Source organism: Haladaptatus salinisoli (assembly GCF_020614375.1).
GTDB lineage: Archaea > Halobacteriota > Halobacteria > Halobacteriales > Haladaptataceae > Haladaptatus > Haladaptatus salinisoli.
In genome coordinates this window covers 806798-823897 of sequence record NZ_CP085327.1, presented here as the reverse complement: position 1 = coordinate 823897, position 17100 = coordinate 806798, and the positions used below count along the sequence as shown (strand labels likewise).

At 61.0% G+C, this 17100-nt stretch carries 17 protein-coding genes; 7 read left to right on the top strand and 10 right to left on the bottom strand.

What is annotated here, in order from left to right; all coding sequences use genetic code 11:
- Positions 1–48: 48 nt before the first annotated feature.
- Positions 49–786, bottom strand: coding sequence for an NAD(+)/NADH kinase (locus tag LIX00_RS04625; protein WP_227355024.1), 738 nt, complete (start codon positions 784–786; stop codon positions 49–51).
- 72 nt (positions 787–858) lie between these two features.
- Entirely contained in the window at positions 859–2169 is a 1311-nt protein-coding gene (locus LIX00_RS04620; RefSeq protein WP_227355023.1) for a M20/M25/M40 family metallo-hydrolase, read from the bottom strand.
- A 234-nt stretch (positions 2170–2403) separates the two neighbouring features.
- Here LIX00_RS04620 and pdhA point away from each other — a divergent pair, with 234 nt between their 5' ends.
- Together pdhA and LIX00_RS04610 are read left to right on the top strand one after the other, a co-directional pair.
- On the top strand, positions 2404–3444 hold the full coding sequence (pdhA, locus tag LIX00_RS04615) for a pyruvate dehydrogenase (acetyl-transferring) E1 component subunit alpha (RefSeq protein ID WP_227355021.1): 1041 nt from the start codon (positions 2404–2406) through the stop codon (positions 3442–3444).
- Between the two features lie 51 nt (positions 3445–3495).
- Complete coding sequence (locus LIX00_RS04610; protein WP_227355020.1) at positions 3496–3738, top strand: hypothetical protein; 243 nt, start codon at positions 3496–3498, stop codon at positions 3736–3738.
- On the opposite strand, the gene LIX00_RS04605 is transcribed toward LIX00_RS04610, so the two are convergent.
- Positions 3739–3996 (bottom strand): MTH865 family protein, encoded by a 258-nt coding sequence (locus LIX00_RS04605; protein ID WP_227355019.1) that lies wholly within the window; start codon positions 3994–3996, stop codon positions 3739–3741.
- Positions 3997–4281: 285 nt separating this feature from the next.
- Here LIX00_RS04605 and LIX00_RS04600 point away from each other — a divergent pair, with 285 nt between their 5' ends.
- Positions 4282–4890, top strand: coding sequence for a plastocyanin/azurin family copper-binding protein (locus LIX00_RS04600; protein ID WP_227355018.1), 609 nt, complete (start codon positions 4282–4284; stop codon positions 4888–4890).
- Here LIX00_RS04600 and LIX00_RS04595 read toward each other — a convergent pair whose 3' ends face one another.
- Both LIX00_RS04595 and LIX00_RS04590 read right to left on the bottom strand, forming a co-directional pair.
- The gene (locus tag LIX00_RS04595; RefSeq protein ID WP_227355016.1) at positions 4891–5448 is read right to left on the bottom strand and encodes an NAD(P)/FAD-dependent oxidoreductase; all 558 of its coding nucleotides are present in this window, start codon (positions 5446–5448) and stop codon (positions 4891–4893) included.
- Positions 5449–5482: 34 nt separating this feature from the next.
- Complete coding sequence (locus LIX00_RS04590; protein WP_227355014.1) at positions 5483–5959, bottom strand: SRPBCC family protein; 477 nt, start codon at positions 5957–5959, stop codon at positions 5483–5485.
- A gap of 88 nt (positions 5960–6047) precedes the next feature.
- Here LIX00_RS04590 and LIX00_RS04585 point away from each other — a divergent pair, with 88 nt between their 5' ends.
- A complete protein-coding gene (locus LIX00_RS04585; protein ID WP_227355013.1) occupies positions 6048–6671 on the top strand; it encodes an arsinothricin resistance N-acetyltransferase ArsN1 family B in 624 nt (207 codons plus the stop codon).
- Here the strand turns inward: LIX00_RS04585 and lrpA1 are convergent.
- The 3 genes from lrpA1 to LIX00_RS04570 form a co-directional block, all read right to left on the bottom strand.
- A complete protein-coding gene (gene lrpA1 / locus LIX00_RS04580; RefSeq protein ID WP_227355012.1) occupies positions 6664–7092 on the bottom strand; it encodes an HTH-type transcriptional regulator LrpA1 in 429 nt (142 codons plus the stop codon). The two genes, LIX00_RS04585 and lrpA1, sit on opposite strands and share 8 nt — an antisense overlap.
- A 104-nt stretch (positions 7093–7196) precedes the next feature.
- Complete coding sequence (locus LIX00_RS04575) at positions 7197–8132, bottom strand: thiamine pyrophosphate-dependent enzyme (protein ID WP_227355011.1); 936 nt, start codon at positions 8130–8132, stop codon at positions 7197–7199.
- Between the two features lies 1 nt (position 8133).
- Complete coding sequence (locus tag LIX00_RS04570) at positions 8134–10023, bottom strand: 2-oxoacid:acceptor oxidoreductase subunit alpha (protein WP_227355009.1); 1890 nt, start codon at positions 10021–10023, stop codon at positions 8134–8136.
- 299 nt (positions 10024–10322) lie between these two features.
- Between LIX00_RS04570 and LIX00_RS04565 the strand changes: the two genes are divergently transcribed.
- Both LIX00_RS04565 and LIX00_RS04560 read left to right on the top strand, forming a co-directional pair.
- Entirely contained in the window at positions 10323–13682 is a 3360-nt protein-coding gene (locus LIX00_RS04565; RefSeq protein WP_227355008.1) for a PKD domain-containing protein, read from the top strand.
- A 237-nt stretch (positions 13683–13919) separates the two neighbouring features.
- Entirely contained in the window at positions 13920–14675 is a 756-nt protein-coding gene (locus tag LIX00_RS04560) for a hypothetical protein (protein ID WP_227355007.1), read from the top strand.
- Between the two features lie 14 nt (positions 14676–14689).
- Here LIX00_RS04560 and LIX00_RS04555 read toward each other — a convergent pair whose 3' ends face one another.
- The gene (locus LIX00_RS04555) at positions 14690–14917 is read right to left on the bottom strand and encodes a DUF7976 family protein (protein ID WP_227355006.1); all 228 of its coding nucleotides are present in this window, start codon (positions 14915–14917) and stop codon (positions 14690–14692) included.
- A 2-nt stretch (positions 14918–14919) separates the two neighbouring features.
- On the bottom strand, positions 14920–15954 hold the full coding sequence (locus LIX00_RS04550; RefSeq protein WP_227355005.1) for an Mrp/NBP35 family ATP-binding protein: 1035 nt from the start codon (positions 15952–15954) through the stop codon (positions 14920–14922).
- A gap of 179 nt (positions 15955–16133) precedes the next feature.
- Here LIX00_RS04550 and moaA point away from each other — a divergent pair, with 179 nt between their 5' ends.
- Complete coding sequence (moaA, locus tag LIX00_RS04545; protein WP_227355004.1) at positions 16134–17093, top strand: GTP 3',8-cyclase MoaA; 960 nt, start codon at positions 16134–16136, stop codon at positions 17091–17093.
- The last annotated feature ends 7 nt before the right edge of the window (positions 17094–17100 follow it).

Here is a 17100-nt window from a genome sequence, read left to right as displayed (position 1 = left end):
CTCAGTCGGACAGCGTATTATATTCTTTCCAATTCGCTCGCCGGACCGCTACGCGAAGAAACTCCGACTCGCGTCCACGGACGCGAGTTCGACCGTTCCGTCGAACGCCATCTCCACCGGTTCGTGCGGCTCCACCGGACACACCTCGCGGTCGTCGGCGAGCAGCACCACCGCGTCCTCGTCGCGTTCGACCGCGAGCGTGACCGGGTCGCGGAGCACCCAGTCGTCGACGTGGATCGCGAACGGCGCGACGGGGACGACGGAGACGACCTCCGTTCCCAACTGGACGACCGGACCGCCGGCGTTCCGCGCGTAGCCCCGACTGCCGGCGGGCGTCGCGACGACGGTCGCGTCCGCCCGGAACTGGTCGACGAACTCGCCGTCCGCGCGAACGCTGTACTCGGAGATTCGAGCCGGTTCGCTCGTCACCAGCGTCGCGTCGAATAGCGCGTCGGCGACGCGGTTGCCGCCGACCGACGCGGAGAGGAGCGGTCGATTTCTCGTCGTCCACTCCTCCGCGAGAAGGTCCTCGATTCCCAGTTCGACGTCGGACTCGGGGACGCTCTCCAACCCCGGCCCCGCGCCGACCGGAAGGATGGGGACCGACACCCCGGCGCGGACGAGGCCGGTGACCGCCGCTTCGCCGGGCGCGACGACGACCGACGGGTTCGCGTCGAGGACCGCCCGCGGGTCGTCGTTCGTGGCTCGCTCGACCTCGTCGCCGATCGCCTCGTCGATTCGACGGACGAGGTGCGCGTCACCCCCCGTCACGACCCCTATCCGCATCGTCTTCCCCCGTGTGCTCGCTCGCTTCTCATCACCCGAACAGTCTCGTCCCGTCCTGAAAAGGATACCGCGCTACTCGTCGTAGGGCCAGTCGCCGATCACCTTCATCCCCGCCGCCTGGTCTTCGGCTTCGAGCGCGGCGACTATCTCCTCGGGGTCCTTGTGCGCGACCGCGAACTCGTCGCTCGCGAGGTGAACCGCGAGGTCGGTGAGCAGGACGGCCTGTTCGCGGAGGTCGCGGACGTCGAGTTTGTCCAACGTGTCGGCGAACGTGTGACCCCACCCGCGGCCCTCGTCGCCCGTCTCGCTCATGACGTGGTAGCCCGGAACGCCCCACTGGACGAACGGCCAGTGGTCGCTGTGGGGCCCCTGCTTCGGAATCGTCGTGACGGGGTGGTCGAGCGTCTCCGCGACGTCGTGGGCCGCCTCGTCCAACTCCTCGAAGCCGTGCGTGTAAAACGACAACGTGCGCCCGCGAACGACGCCGTCGTTGTTCACGATGGCCTTGATGCTGTCGTGGTCGGTGACGCTCGCCATGTGGTTCGACCCGTCGAGGCCGACCTCCTCGGCCCCGAAGGCGACGAAGTGGACGCGCGTGTCGAGTTCGTCCTCCCGCTCCGCGAGCGCGCGGGCCATCTCGACGACCATCGCCGTTCCGGCGCCGTTGTCCATCGCCCCCTCGGCGATGTCGTGGGCGTCCACGTGGCTGGTGACGAGCACCCGGTCGTCGGTGTCCGGTCCGAGTTCCGCGTGGACGTTCCGGCTGGTCGCGTCGTAGATTTCGGCGTCGACCTCGACGACCACGGTTTCGCCCTCCCACCGCCGGGCGAGACGCGACCCGACCTCCTTGCTCACGCCGACGGCGGGGACGTCGCCGATGGGGTCGTCCTCGGTGCCGACGCTCCCGGTCGGCGGGAGACAGCCTTCCACGTGGTTGCGGAAGACGAAGGCCGCCGCGCCGCCTTCGACCGCGTAGTAGTACTTCTCCCGGCGGTGGATGAAGCGGTCGTAGTGGCTCGGCACGTTCGAGGCGACCATCACGACCTTCCCCTCGACGTCGTTGTCCTCGAAGTCGGACGGCAGACCGTAGCCGAGGTCGACGAACTCACCCTCCGCGCTTTCGGCGGGACTGCGGGGGAGCGCGATGCAGTCTTGCGTCGAGTCGCCCGCCCGAATCGCGCTGTCGCCGCGCGTCCACCCCTGCACGTCGAACTCCTCCAATCGGGCGTTCCGCGCCCCGACCGATTCGAGCGCGTCGCGCGTCGCCTCCGCACCGCGTCGTTCGCCGTCGCTCCCGGCCATCCGGTCGCCGATATCGACGAGTGTTTCGAGGAGATTCCATCCCGCGTCGCTCGTGAACGTCCGGCCGATCCATCGTGACATACGCTTCCACATCTCGCGGGGGTCGCCTAAGCGTTTCGAACCGTAACATTCCAACGATTCGTCGATTCTCTCCGCGTGCTCGCCTCCGAAATCGGAGATTCGTAATCCGGGTATTTAAACCGTCTTGGGACTATCGGCGATTTCATTAGTGTAGCGATGTTTTATGATGAACGAGGTTGTTTCACCGAGAGACGGTCGGAGTTTCACTCAAACATGGCTTCCCAAGCACCTGATATGGCGCGCGTAGTCGGACTAGACGGGAGCGTCAAAAGGGACGTGAACCTCTCGGCGACGGACGTCGAGAACATGTATCGATTACAAGTGCTCGCGCGAACGTTCGACCGAAAAGCGGTTTCGCTCCACAGACAGGGGCGCATCGGAACGTACGCGCCCCTGCACGGACAGGAAGCGGCGCAGGTCGGAGCGGCGTACGCGCTCTCGCCGGACGACTACTGTTTCCCGACCTACCGCGACCACGCGATGTATCTCACCCGCGGGCACGCCATGCGAGACGTCCTCCTCAACCTCTCGGGAGCGGGGAACTACGTCGACCGCGAGGACGCCGACGGCCTCCGGACGTTCCCGCCGACGATTCCCATCGCCACGCAACTTCCCCACGCGGTCGGCGTCGGCATGGGTGCCAAGTACAAGGACGACGACTGCGCCGTGCTGGCGAGTTTCGGCGACGGGGCGACCAGCGAGGGTGACTTCCACGAGGCGATGAACTTCGCGGGCGTCTTCGACGCGCCCGCCGTCTTCTTCTGCCAGAACAACCAGTGGGCGATATCGGTGCCGCGCGAGCGCCAGACCGCCTCCGAGACCATCGCGCAGAAAGCCCAGGCCTACGGCTTCGAGGGCATCCGCGTGGACGGAAACGACGTGTTCGCCGTCTACAGCGCGGTTCGCGACGCCCTCGCGCGTGCGAAGGACGGCGAACCGTTGCTCATCGAAGCCGTCACCTACCGACGGGGCGCGCACACCACGACCGACGACCCCACGAAGTACCGCGACGAAGCGGAGGTCGAGTCGTGGGCCGAGAAGGACCCCCTCGAACGGACCCGCGAGTACCTCGAATCGGAGCACGAGTGGACCGACGAGGACGAGCGGGCGCTCCGCGAGGAGGCGACCGACCGCGTGGCCGAGGCCGTCGAAGCCGCCGAAGCGCACGACGGGTACGACACCGACGCCATCTTCGACCACGTGTACGACGGCGAACACCCCCGATACGCCCGCCAGCGCGCCGCCGTCCCCGAGAATCCCGACGTGGAGCGGTAGTCGCCAGCACAGTTATGTGCCGGGCTGTGGTATTCGGTACGGGGTGTCACGATGGAACGCCAAGACGCGCGGATGGGGGAGTACGGGGCCGAGACGGAGGAGATAGCGGACATCGCCGAGATGGATATCACGGAACCGACGCTGACGTGGCTCGAAATTGCCCATCCACAGCAACCGATTCCGATCGGCGAAAACGATAGGGTGTTGAACAGCTACTTCAACGAGCAACAGGACGTGTGGGAAGTGTTGCTCGTCGCGCTTCCCGACGATGAGTCGGACGCCGACGAAGAGTAATTACAGCATATCCTTCCGCTTCATCCCCTCGATGAGGTCGTCGACGAGCGCGTCCACGTTCTCGTAGGGGAAGTCCTGCGAGTCGTTCATCTTCGTCGACAGCTCCATCGCGGTGAAGCTCGTATCGCCGGCCTCGAAGCGCGTGCCGGGGCCGTTAGGGAGCGCCGGAACGAGGTCCATCGGGTTGCTGACCGGGTAGTCCGCGCCTTTAAATGCGTCGTGGAACTGCTGTCGGAATTCTGCTTCCTTGTCGGCCATATCGTTTCGTGCGTGCGTATCCGGCAAAAACGTTCCGGAACAACGAGAAACGAGTTGTGAGTTTAACGCCCGCCGTCGGAACAATTGAGCGGGCGAAGCGGGCTTTCCGCCGCGTTTTTTCCGGAGTTCCGACGCGAGGCCGTGCCGAGACCGGCGAGCGCGACTTCCGGCGACGAAACGGCGAGCGGAAGGGTCGTTTCGAGCGACGAGCGGGTAACTGAATGAAGGAGGGTCGGTCGTGGTGAAACCAAAGTATTCAGTACCCGTCGGTCCTAACCCTCTCTCATGACAGATGGGGAAGCGGACGGATCGGTCACTCGTCGCGGGTTTATCCTCGGCTCTGCGGGTGCAGCGGCCGCCGGTGCGGCCGGTACGGCGGCGGCGCAGGAGGGTGGCTCCGGCGGACACGGTAGCTCCGGTGGCAACAGCAGTTCCGGCGGCGGTGGCGGTCCGACGAAGACGGTGAAGGTCGGCCCCGGCGGGAACCTGACGTTCGAACCGTCGGAAGTGACGATTCCGCCGGGCGGAACGATCAAGTGGGTCTGGGAGTCCAACACCCACAACGTCGTCCCCGAGAGCCAACCGAGCGGATCGAGTTGGCAGGGGTCGCCGGGCGCGCCGAGCAAGACGTACGATTCGGGCTACACCTACTCGCACACGTTCGACACGCCCGGCGAGTACGCGTACTTCTGTCAGCCGCACAAATCCGCCGGCATGACCGGCACGATAACCGTCGGCAGCACCGGCGGTGGCGGTTCGTCGGCCCCGGCGATTCCGTCCAGCGCCAAGACCCTCGGCGTCGCCACCTCCGGCGCGCTGGCGTTCACGCTCGGACTGGCGTACTTCTTCATGAAGTTCGGCGGCGACTACGGCGAGTACGGCGAGTACGAGTAGCTACTCCTCCTCTTTCGGCGTATCGAAGTCGTGGAACGCGCGACCCTTCTCCGCGCTCAGGATGTCCAGCCCCGCGGCCGCGCCGCCCCCGACCGAGATGGCCGCCTGAATCTTGTCGGCGCGCGCCGTCCACCCGGCGGCGTAGGCGTTCTCGACCGTCGTCGCGTTGTTCGTGTCGATTTCGACGGTGCCGTCGTCGGCCAGTTCGCAGCCGAGCCCCTCGGCCAAGTCGCGGGAGCGTCCGGTGGTGAAGACGACGTACTCGGCGTCGTACTCCCCGGAGTCGGTGGTGACGGTGAAGCCGTCGTCCGCTCGCTCGACGTCGGTCACTTCCTCCCCTTGCCTTCGCTCCGCGCCGTGGTCGTCCACCTGCTTGCGGGCGATCTCCATGAACTCGTCGCCCGCGATGCTCTCGATGCCGAGGTAGTTGTAGAGCCACGCGGCGTGCATCGCCGTCTCGTCCGTATCGAAGACGACCGTCTCGAGGTCGTTTTTCGCGGTGAACAGTGCGGCGCTCAGGCCGGCGGGACCGCCGCCGACGACGGCTACATCTGGCATACGGTGTCGCGTACCACCGATGCGCGCATAAAGCTCACCGCTCCAGTAACTCCTTCGTCTTTCGGTGGCGGTAGCGAAACATCGGTTCGAACCCGACCTTCGCCAGCGGACTCCCCGCCGTCCCCAGCGCCGGGAGCCGATACTTCACCCGGTCGCGTACCAGCGTCCGCCCGTCGCCGTCGTAGAACTGGTGGGTGTGTCGCCACTCCGGAAACGGTCCGTCCCTCATCTCGTCCCGAAACAGGGCCGACCCGTCGCGCTCTTTGCGGCGGGTGATTTCGGACGTCCACCGCTGACGCAGGCCGACGCCGAACGGTCGGAGCGACAGGCGAACCTCCGTGCCCGTCTCCAGCACGTCCGGTTCCGGGTCGCCGTCCGGTCCTCGGATCCCTTCGACGCGGAGGTGCATCCATTCGGGGGTGAGCGCCTCCAGTCCGTCGATGGTCGAGTAGAACCGCCACACGTCCTCGAACGGTGCGTCCACCCAGACCTCGCGCTGGTAGGTGGTCATCGTCGGGACTTTCGTCGCCGCCGTAAAGTCTCTTGTGCGCGGTCGACGGGACGACGATTTATCTCGGTTCGACGCGCACGTCGAAGCGATGGTCACCGTTCGACTCGCCGAGGCGGACGACGCGCCGCGAATAGCGGCGATTTACGCGCCAATCGTCCGCGAGACGGTCGTCTCGTTCGAAACCGACCCGCCGGACGACGAGGAGGTAGCGGAGCGAATCTCGAAAACGCTTCCGACGTACCCGTGGTTGGTCTGCGAGCGCGACGAGGAGATTCTGGGGTACGCCTACGCGTCCGCGCACCGGACGCGGGACGCCTATCGGTGGTCGGTGGACGCGTCGGTGTACGTCCACGACGGCCACCGTCGTTCGGGCGTCGGGCGAGGACTCTACGAATCGCTGTTCGCCCTCCTCCGGCGACAGGGGTTCTACAACGCCTACGCGGGAATCGCGCTTCCGAATCCGGCGAGCGTCGGTCTCCACGAGTCGATGGGCTTCGAGGAGGTGGGCGTCTACCGGAACGTGGGCTACAAAGACGGAGCGTGGCGCGACGTCGGTTGGTGGCACCTGCGATTGCGGCCCGGCGATTCCGACGCGTCGGGCAACTCCGACTCCCCGGACGACCCCGAACCGCCGTCGTCGCTGACCGAACTGGAATCGAGAACGAAGGCCGAGGCGTTACGACGAGGCGTGCGGTCGATGCGAATCACTTGAGGCGCTCTTGGAGGAACGACGGGTGGGCCGCGGAGACGCCGTCGATGACGAGAATGTGGTCGCTTATCACGCCGCCGACGGCGTCGCCGTTCGGCGCGCGAACCTCAGCCATCAGCATGTGGTCGCCGCTGCACGTGTACAGCGTCTCGATGTCGTCGAGTTCCTTGAGCGCCCGCGTCGCCTCCACGTAGCGTTCGCTCTCGACGTCGATGCCGACGAGCGCGATGCTCTGGCTGGAGAGTTTCTTCGGGTCCACTTCCGCCGAGTAGCCGACGATGACGCCCTCGTCTTCGAGCTTGTCGATGTACTTCCGGACGGTCGGCTTCGAAACGCCCGCGCGGTCCGCGATCTCCGAGTACGACGCCTGCGCGTCGTGCTCCAAAACGCGAAGAATACGGTCTTCGGTCGATTCCGTGCTCATGTTGGTGGGTAGTTTCCCGCACAGGAAAAAATACCTTGCGAAGTGGAAAACACATTGTCGGCCGCGAAAAGCTTGTACGAACCGCCGACGGAAGCGAAACGAGATTACTTGTGGCGGTCGAGGATGTCGTAGCTCCGCTCCCACTCGTACTCGTCGTCGAAGTACCGCTCCGCCAGCGGCGTCTCCGGCATGTCGCCCGTGGCCTGCTTTTCCTGCTGGTAGGACGGGCGCTCGTCGTCGATGTAGAAGCGCCCGGTGAGCACCGTGCCCTCGTAGAGCGCGTCCTCGGCTTCGTGCATCATCTCGGCCGCCTCGCGTCGGTCGTTCACGTCGAAGTCGTAGTCGTCGCTGTCCTGGACGTCGATGTACGGGACGTACTGCTTCGCGTCCTTGTTCCACGTCGGACACTGCGTGAGGAAGTCGACGTGCGCGAACCCGTCGTGCTCCATCGCCTCGGCGAGGATCTGTTTCGCCTGGTTCGGGTTGACCGCCGCCGTTCGGGCGACGTAACTCGCGCCCGACGTGAGGGCGAGCGAGAGCGGTCGAATCGGGCTCTTCGCGCTGCCGTGGGGCTGGGTCTTCGACTTGTGACCCTTGGGGCTGGTCGGGGACGTCTGGCCCTTCGTCAGCCCGAAGATCTCGTTGTCGAAGACGATGTACGTCATGTCGTGGTTCTCGCGGGCGGTGTGCATGAAGTGGTTCCCGCCGATGCCGTACCCGTCGCCGTCACCGCCCGCGGCGATGACTTCGAGGTCGGGGTTGGCGAGTTTGGCCGCGCGCGCGACCGGCAGGGCGCGCCCGTGGATGGAGTGGAAGCCGTAGCTCTGGAAGTAGCTCGACAGCTTCCCGGAACAGCCGATGCCCGTGACGAGCAGCGTCTCGTCCGGCGTGCGACCGACTTCGGGCATCGCCTGCTTCAGCGCCTTCAGCACGCCGAAGTCGCCACAGCCCGGACACCACGTCGCCTGCGGTTCGAGGCTCGGCGTGAACTCGTTCGTGTCTATCTCTCTTTCCTCTCCGATTGCGTTGAATACACTCATGTTAGTCACCCGTTGCGGATTCGATGTGCGTGTTGTAATCGGTCTCGACGTTTTCGTCGAGTCTCGACTCGAAGCCGTCGACGATTTCGGCGGGTTCGAACGGGTTACCGTCGTACTTCAGCAAGCTGTACATCTTCTCGCCGAAGCGTCCCGTCTGACCCTGAATGTGTCTGCGGAACTGCGCGGTGGCGTTCATCTCGACGACCAGCGCCTCGTCCACGTCTTCGAGGAACTCGCTGACCTCGTCCTTCGGGAAGGGCATCATGTCGCTGACGTTCATCGCCTTGACGGAGTGGCCGTCCTCGTTTAACACGTCCACCGCCTCCTCGACGGCACCCTTCGTGCTGCCGAAGTTGAGGATGGCGTAGTCGGCGTCGTCGGGACCGTAGACGGTCTGGTGCGACTCGTCCATCGCGTCGAGTTCCTCGCGGATGGCGTCGAGTTTGTCCATCCGACGGTTCATCTGCGTGATGCGGTTGTTCGGATCCTCGCTGATGTGCCCGGCCTCGTTGTGCTCGTTCCCGGACGCGAGGAAGTTGCCGCCCTTCTGTCCCGGCAGGGAGCGCGGACTGATGCCGTCCTCGCCGTCGTAGCGGTAGCGCTTGAACCGTCCCGCGAGGCGCTCGCCCGCCTCGATGTCCTCCTCGGTCACGACGCTTCCGATGTCCGGGTTCGGTTCGCGGTCGAACACGGATTCGGGCACCGTCTCGTGCCCGCCGGAGAGTTTCTGGTCGTAGAGGATGATGGACGGGATCTGGTACTCGTAGGCGATCTCGAACGCCTTTCGGGTCTGGATGTACGACTCGCGCGCGTCACCCGGAGCGAAGACGACGCGGTTCGAGTCGCCCTGACTCGTGTAGAGTACGTGTTCTAAGTCGCCCTGCTCGGGCTTCGTCGGCATCCCCGTCGAGGGTCCTGCGCGCATCGATTCGACGAGCACGACCGGCGTCTCGGTCATCTCGGCCATGCCGAGCGGTTCGGACATGAGCGCGAACCCGCCGCCGGACGACCCGCTCATCGCCTTCGCGCCCGCGTGGCTCGCACCGACGGCGAGACAGGCGGCGGCGATCTCGTCCTCGACCTGCTCGGAGATGCCCCCGAGGTCGGGGAGGTGCTGGGTCATGATCGTGAACACGTCCGTCCACGGCGTCATTGGATAGCCCGCGATGAATCGGCACCCTTCGTCGATAGCGCCGTACGCGATTCCGTGGCTGCCGGAGAGGAGCACCGGCTCCTCGTCGTGGTCGCTCTCGGGGACCGTCACGCCGACGTCCGTGTCGTAGTTCTCAGAGACGTCCTCGTAAGCTTCTCGGAGGATCTCCAGGTTCGGTTCGAGAATCTTCTCCGGCATCGCCTCGGTCATCAGATCTTCGACGACGTCGAGGTCGAGACCGATGATGGCGCAGGTCGCCCCGACCCCTGCGGTGTTTCGCATGACCTCCCGGCCGTGCTCCTTGGCGAGTCCGCGGAGATCCAAGTCGAAGACGTGCCAGTTGTTCTCCTCGACGCGCTCCTCGAAGTTCGGGATGTCGTCCGTGTCGAGCAGTCCGGCGTCGTAGATGATGACGCCCCCTTCTCGGAGTTCGTCCAAGTTCTCCGACAGCGGCTTGATCTCTTCGTTGCCGTAGTAGGCTTCTTCCTGCGGATTTCGCGCGAAGCTGTCGCCGAGCGCGAGGAGGAAGTTGTAGTTGTCTCCCCGCGATTTCACTTCGTGATCGGCCGCGCGAATCTCCACGTAGGTGTGGCCGCCGCGAATGCGCGACGGGTAGTGTCGATGCGTGAATACGTTCAGCCCCGATCGCATCAGGGCTTTTGCGAAATTCTGGCTCGTCGAGTCGATTCCGTCCCCGGAACCCCCTGCGACTCGCCAGATTAGTTCTTCATCCGTCATAATTGTAACTCCTGGCCTCCCCGGCCTAGTGTATTACGGTAGTAGCGCAAGGTGGTAAAGCCTTTGCCATAGATTAGCAAGGGTTTATCGTGATAGATGCGGTCTAACGGTTGGTTTCTAAGATTTCGAGGAGGGAAATGTATTGTTTCTTACTCCCTGTTTAAAACTTGGCGAACGCCCTCCTATTCTACGTCCTCCTCTCCGAATTTTCTCGTAGTATATCGTTAGTATTCATAATAAATAAAATATCTTAGAAAAGTAATTTTTTAAAGGAAAAGGTGACAAGATCCGCCGAACGAATGAGTCGAATCACCTCGAGCGCTCTCGTACTCCTACTGCTAACTACTTCGTTGATCCCGGCGATAACTGCGGCGAACGAACCACCCCTCGCGGATGCCGGACTCGACCAGAACGTCACCCGGGGGGCGACGGTTCTCCTCGATGCAACCGGTTCACATGACCCGGATGGAAACGTCGACCGGTACGAGTGGTCGATAACGGGGCCGGATGGGCGGCCTCTCACGCCGGACTGTACGACCTGTCCCCGGACCCAATTTCGCCCTCCTACGGTCGGGACGTACACCGTCTCTCTAACCGTAACCGACGAGTTCGGCGCTACTGCTCGTGATACCCTCTACGTAACCGTTACACCGGGGGAAAAACCGACCGTAAGCGTTTCCGGCCCACGGAGGCCTCGTGTCGGGGAGCAAGTGATCTACTCTGCGACCATCGATGCAGGGGCGGCGTCGCTCGACCGTGTCGTTTGGTCACTGGACGGAAAGAAAGTCGCGACACGTTCGATATCGGGAGCTGACTCCGTAGATACGTTCGAGCGAACGTTTCCGAGCGCCGGGAAACGTTCGCTCACCGTCACGGTGTACGATTCGGATGGACAAACGGCCTCCGATACGTTGGATGTATCGGTACGGTCGTCACCGAGTCCGCCGTTACGAGGCACCCTCGCCGATCGATACGCGCCGACCATAGCTGGCGACAGTCTCATCACCGGCACGTCACCGCTTCGCGGTACGTACGACCTCCAGTCTCGGGCTGACTCTAGTGAGATTAAAGAGGTGAGATGGATCGGTGATGGGCGGCACCTCGGTGGCGGTAGTGGGCTGACGACCGACTGGCAACCGGGTGATCACTCCCTCTACGCAGTCGTCGCCTACGCTGACGGGTCGCGCGACGTTGCTCGGTTCGCTGATGGTTCGACGACGGTCGCCGCAGACCCGAAGCCGATGGTCGAGTTATCGTCGCTTGACACCTTCGATACTATCTCCGGACGCGCTACTGCGATAGATCGATACGAAAATCTACAATCGATAACCGTGCGACTCGATGGGACGGTAATCGGCACCGCAGCGATAGACCCGACTATTTCTGGGGATATACAACGACGGCAGGAATCGTCGTTTAACCGCCGTGATTTCGAACCCGGGAAGGCGTATACGCTGACGGTGATAGCAGTCGATACACGCGGTCAGAGAAGTACACTAACGCGTGAGATTACGCCCGCGAAGAAACCGAAGATCATCGAATCGAGGTTCGTCAATGGACCGGTGGATTCGTATCACGAACGTATCGATCCGGAGAGATACACTGCTCATCACGTGATGAAAATCGATTTGAACGGAGTTGATCCGAGTGATCTATATATTAATAGACGGGAAATAAACAGTCAACATAGAGTTCGTTTATTAGAGTCACCAGCTTGGTCAACAAACGGTGGGTTATTAACGATTTCCTCTAATTGGGTGGCGGAAGTACCTGGAGAATATAGCCAAGTGCGGGAGATAAGAATTGAACAGGACAACTTTGAGCGAATTAATATCACTGATGAATCAATACTTAACGTAACTCCTAGCCATCCAGAATTGAGAGTCGAAGTGACAAACGACGGTACAAGTGGATATAGAGCGTCAAATTGGGGGATTGTTGTGGATGCAAGCGACTCGTTTGATCCAGACGGTTCAAAACTCAAGTACATCTGGCAAATGGGTGCTGAACCGATTACTCCGGACAACAAAACGGGGAAATTCCGGTCTGTCAACTTCGCCAAACTGGTGTTAGAGGACAGGTACAATCTCCGTTCGTCCAAGCAATTCAATTATCTCAAGGATTTCTCACCGAAGATTGGGAATATTAAGGTACTCTCGGAAGGCCCGTACAAACCGAACGAAACGATACGTCTTCGAGTTACTACCGAAAAGTACCGGTTTACGAAGGAAACGTACCACGATCAGTTCAATTTGGGTGTCTCAACGGACGGAGTATCCAGTAACGTCGTTAGCTGGCGAAAACAGGTGGTGACCAGTAAGGGGGATACCAATTACGTTGGAGACCCGAGGAGGTATTCGGGTATCATCGAAATCGAAGCTGCTGAACTGGCGCAGGCTACGGACGACCCGAAGATACGAGTCTTCAACGAAAAGGACCCGTCGACGTACGAAGAACGAGGGATTCCCACCCTTGAGGTGTATAGATTGCAGGGAACTCTCTGGACAAACGTCTCCATTACGAACACCGACTATCTGGTAAAAAGACCGATCTACGATTGGAAAGTCACCGGTTCACAAAAAGAACGCGACCACTATCTCGCAGAAGGATACTCGGTGGATAAAAAAACGCGCGACGGTTTCGAATACATACTCGAAGAGCGCGTAAAAGTACGCGATGCGAAGTACGAGAAGAAAACCAAGAAGTTCTCCACCGAACTACTTCGTTCTGCCTTCTTACGAAGCCATTCAGACTGGTGGTCTGCAGGTCACGAAAATAAGGAGCGTACGTGGACGACGACCGAACGAGAGTGGCGCGATTCGAGGTCCGGTGAGGGGGCGTTCACCGGAAACACACGCCGTGTAAAGACAGAACCGGCGGAATATCGGACGCTGAAGCAGTATCGGTACCGATACGAAGTAGAAAAAACCGGTACGAGAACGGTCACTCGGACGAGAGAAGTCGAGGTGACGAGAACGGATACAAAATACGTCACCAAGTGCGGTAGACACGACTTCTGCTTCGAATTCCCGAAGACGTACGCTTACACGACGACGATAGAGAAAACGTACACCACGACGGAGCAGTACACCTACACGGTTACGAGGTACAATACGTACTGGTCGTATCAGAAATTCAGTTGGGATCACTGGGCTACCGGAGAGAAAAAGCGAGTGAAAGTCGAGGATGCCGAGTACGAAACGCAGTACCAGTTCGAGTATCGAGAGGAACACACCGAAGTTATTCAGAAGTACAAAGCGCAGACGCGCGAAAAGGTTCGCGCTGCAAAGTACGAGTGGCGAAAGGAGATCGTGACGAAAGACGATCAGGTGGTGCAGTCGCTGATCAGCGATCGCGATTGGCGAATTGGTAGCCATCGACCAAACGTCAGATGGAGCCTCAAGAAACGTACCGGTACGGAAACGACGACCGTCAACATGTATCTGAAAGAGAATTGGGTCGCCACCACGTACGTAACTGCCGAAGTAGATGTGACAAAACAGTATTTCACCGGTGATAGAACGGTGAACGAAACTATCGGTACGAAAATCGTCAATACTTCGTATAGAAAGCTCGTGAGTCCATCGGAAATTAGGAGTAAGCTTAGAAAGCATCTCGAATACGGGGGAAGCAACTGCGAAAACGAGCTGCGCTGTTGACCGAAATTCATTAAATTTAAAATATAATAGATAAGAAAACTCGTTGTGAATCAAAAGATACAGTTAATAATCGCGGTACTCTTCACCTTTTCATCGCTAGTCGTGCCTACCGTGAATGCTGAAAATAGCACTCATAAGCACCCTAGTTGCCGTATTACGGATCAAGAGAGCACTAGGATAATCCAATCGTATCGAGATATCTGCATTATATCAGAATCTATAGATAATAGTATAAAATTGACTATCTCAAACCCTACATCAAAAAATGTAGAAAATGTCGGGGCGCTTATTTCAGTCGACGGAAAAGAATTATATGAAAACCGATTCGACATCCAACCGGGAGAATCCTTCCAACGAAAGATCAACATCACTCAAGGACTTCACGCCTTTAAGGACAATCATTCCGTTTACGTTTCCACGTTCGGGGACAACACCAGCTACAATTTTACTAAAGAGATTAACGCATCGAACTCCCCAGAAGTCCTAACGCCGTACATCGAGAACGTCACTGTAGCAAGCGGAACGATAAACGGAGAACAGTCCGCTGTCGCCTACGTAACTCTGGTGAACCCGTCGATACAGACGTACTCGTCGAAATTGTTCGTCCATACGGTCGGAACAGAAGGAAGCTTCTACCCCGCATCCGTCCGTCCGGGCGGGAAGCGAACGATCAAGGTCGAACTCCTCGATAAACGCGGTACGAAAATCGCCGGCGAAGCTCGTCTGTACTCGGGTAATCTCACGGAACGCGAAGGTGCCCTCGACCAAGTCGGTTTCGTCGGGAAAGCGGGTGAACGGACGAGGACGTGGAACGAATCGTTCGAGCCGGTTCGACCGACGTGGATGGACAACCACTACCAGTACAAAAACGACACGTACTCCCGAACCCTCGGTGAGAAACTCAGCGGAGGATACGAAATCGGCGAAATTCCGATCGTGTATCCGATGCTCGCACTCCTCGGTGCTGTCGTGCTCGTTCGACGACTACGATAAAAGACGAAGGATCTTCACCTTCCCTTTCCACCGGCGTCTTTCGTCCGAAGAATCTCGCGCATGTTGATGTAGATGTCCCTCGGAGACGTGTCCTCGTCGGGGTCGAACAGGTCGCTCACTCGGTAGAGTATGGCCGCGACCTGCTTGCTCTCGCTGCTGTCGCCGCGGATCTCGTCGGCGATTTCGCGGAGAACTTCCACGCGCTCCGCGTCCGGTTCGAACGATTCCGTCTCGCGCGCCATACTCAGGATTGCTTGCGGCGGTTGATAATCCCGACGTTGTTGGCGACGTTCTCCGTCATCACGCGGAAGGAGTCGCCCGTCTCGCTCTCGTCGTCGAGGACGATGGGCGTTCCCTCGTCGCCGCCGGTTCTGACGGACGGGTCGAGCGGGACGGCGCCGAGGAACGGCATGTCGTGCTCCTCTGCGAAGGCCGCGCCGCCGCCGCGTCCGAAGATGTCGTGTTCGCTCCCGCAGTCGGGGCATCTGAACGCGCTCATGTTCTCCGCGATGCCGAGAACCGGCGTCTCGTGTTTCCCGAACATCTGGAGACCTTTCTCCGCGTCGTCGAGCGCGACTCGCTGCGGCGTGGTGACGATAACCGCACCGGTGACGGGGACGCTCTGGAGCAGCGTGAGCTGCGTATCGCCGGTTCCGGGCGGCAGGTCGACGACCATGTAATCGAGCTGTCCCCACTCCACGTCCTCCCATAGTTGGGTGAGCACCTTGTGAACCATCGGGCCGCGCCAGATGACGGGGTCGTCCTGACCAGTGAGAAACGCCATGCTCATCAGTTTCACGCCGAACTTCTCCGGCGGGACGAGTTTCCCGTCCTCGGTCGCTCGCGGTCGTTCGTCGGCGTCGACCATCCGCGGAACGTTCGGCCCGTACACGTCGGCGTCGAACAGACCGACGCGAGCGCCGAGTTTCGACAGTCCGGCGGCGAGATTGACGGCGATGGTGCTCTTTCCGACGCCGCCCTTTCCGGACGCGACGGCGATCACGTTCTTGACGCCGGGAAGCACCTGCTCGTCCGGCGAGAGACCGCTGTCGACGCGGGCCGAGAGCTGCGCTTCGAGTCCCTCCTCGGCGAGCACTTCGCGGACGCGGTTCGCGATCGCGGTTTCGTGGGGCGCGTACGGCGCACCGAGGGCGAGCGAAACCCGTACGGTCTCGTCCTCGACGGTTACGTCGTTGACGAGACCGAGGGAAACGATATCCTCGTCGAGGTCGGGGTCTGTAACGGCTCGGAGGAGTTCTCGAACGTCGGCTTCGTTCATGGTGACGGTTAGGACGCGACCCGTCGATAAGACTTGTGAACCGGAGGAAAGACTGATAAATCGGATGAGTCCGTTCTGCCGTCGGCGGTTCCACCGCGCACCTGGCGTAACCGTATCCAGTTACGTCGGTGCGTCGTTCTCCCACGAGTTTAAGAATACTCGTCCGAAAGAAGTGTGTGATGCTCGAAGATTCGTTCGGGCGCGAGGTGTCGGGCGTGCGCGTCTCGCTCACCGACCGGTGTAATTTCGACTGCGTCTACTGCCACAACGAGGGACTCGGGGATACGCGCGGCCCGATGGAGGCTCAGGACGACGAGATGAGCGCCGACGACGTCGTTCGGTTTCTGGAAGTCGCCCGCGAGTTCGGCGTCGAGAAGGTGAAGTTCACCGGAGGAGAGCCGATGCTCCGCCAGGACCTGGAGGAGATAATCCGCCGGACGCCCGACGAGATGGAGGTCTCTCTGACGACGAACGGAACCTTCCTCCCCGGGAGGGCCGAACAACTCCGCGACGCGGGATTGGAGCGGGTGAACGTCTCGCAAGACGCCCTCGACCCCGAAGCGTTCGCCGAGGTGACGAAGAGCGGCGCGTACGACAAAGTGCTCGAAGGCGTCGAAGCGGCGCTCGACGCCGGTCTCGACCCGGTGAAGCTCAACATGGTCGTCTTCGAGGCGACCGCGGGGTACGTCCCTCGGATGGTCGAACACGTCGCCGAGAACGACGGACTGCAGTTACAGCTCATCGAGTACATGCCGGAGCTGACCGGCAAGCCGGAGTGGTCAATCGACATCCAGCGCGTCCACGACTGGCTCGAAGAACAGGCCGACGAGATCGAAGTTCGGGAGATGCACGGGCGAAGGCGGTACTGGGTGAACGGCGGGATGGTCGAAATCGTCGACCCGGTCGAAAACCCGAGCTTCTGTTCTAATTGTCATCGCGTACGCGTCACGCACGAAGGATACCTCAAAGGCTGTCTGAATCGCAACGACGACCTGCGGTCGATGGGCGAGATGACGAAACCCGAAATCCGCGAGACGTTCCGCGAGACGGTCGCGAACCGCGTCCCCTACTACGGCGAGTACATGGTTCGGGACGCCGAGGGCGAGTGGGAGATAAACGACCGATACATCGACGCCTGAGTCGGCG